Source organism: Leuconostoc sp. BM2 (assembly GCF_002095565.1).
GTDB lineage: Bacteria > Bacillota > Bacilli > Lactobacillales > Lactobacillaceae > Leuconostoc > Leuconostoc falkenbergense.
Window position 1 is genome coordinate 1 of record NZ_MOWQ01000110.1, and the last position, 893, is coordinate 893.

General features: G+C 49.0%; 1 rRNA gene. It reads right to left on the reverse strand.

What is annotated here, in order from left to right:
• Positions 1-731, reverse strand: a 16S ribosomal RNA gene (locus BMG01_RS10675); the annotation flags it as partial.
• Positions 732-893 lie beyond the last annotated feature (162 nt).

An 893-nucleotide genomic window follows, 5' to 3' on the forward strand; every position in this document is an offset into this window, starting at 1 on the left:
CTGGTGTCACCTCATATCTCGAAGCATTTCACCGCTACACATGGAATTCCACTTTCCTCTTCTGCACTCAAGTCTCCCAGTTTCCAATGACCCTCCACGGTTGAGCCGTGGGCTTTCACATCAGACTTAAGAAACCACCTGCGCGCGCTTTACGCCCAATAATTCCGGATAACGCTTGCCACCTACGTATTACCGCGGCTGCTGGCACGTAGTTAGCCGTGGCTTTCTGGTTAGGTACCGTCAAGGTGCCAGCTTATTCAACTAGCACTTGTTCTTCCCTAACAACAGAGTTTTACGACCCGAAAGCCTTCATCACTCACGCGGCGTTGCTCCGTCAGACTTTCGTCCATTGCGGAAGATTCCCTACTGCTGCCTCCCGTAGGAGTCTGGGCCGTGTCTCAGTCCCAGTGTGGCCGATCACCCTCTCAGGTCGGCTACGCATCGTTGCCTTGGTGAGCCGTTACCTCACCAACTAGCTAATGCGACGCGGGTCCATCCATAAGTGACAGCCGAAGCCGCCTTTCAATTTCGAACCATGCAGTTCAAAATATTATCCGGTATTAGCCCCGGTTTCCCGGAGTTATCCCAGTCTTATGGGCAGGTTACCCACGTGTTACTCACCCGTCCGCCGCTAACTTCTTGAGAGCAAGCTCTCAATCCATTCGCTCGACTTGCATGTATTAGGCACGCCGCCAGCGTTCATCCTGAGCCAGGATCAAACTCTCCAATAAAGTTAGTTTGTCTAGCATCTAAAAATAAAAATTGACGTTTCACGTTGTTTGTTTCGTTCAGTTTTCAAAGAACTACTTGGTCGCTCATTTGCGACTTCCTTATGTTAACATCTTCGTTTTTCGATGTCAACTAAGTTTTTCAATTTCTTTTTTGTCATTTTC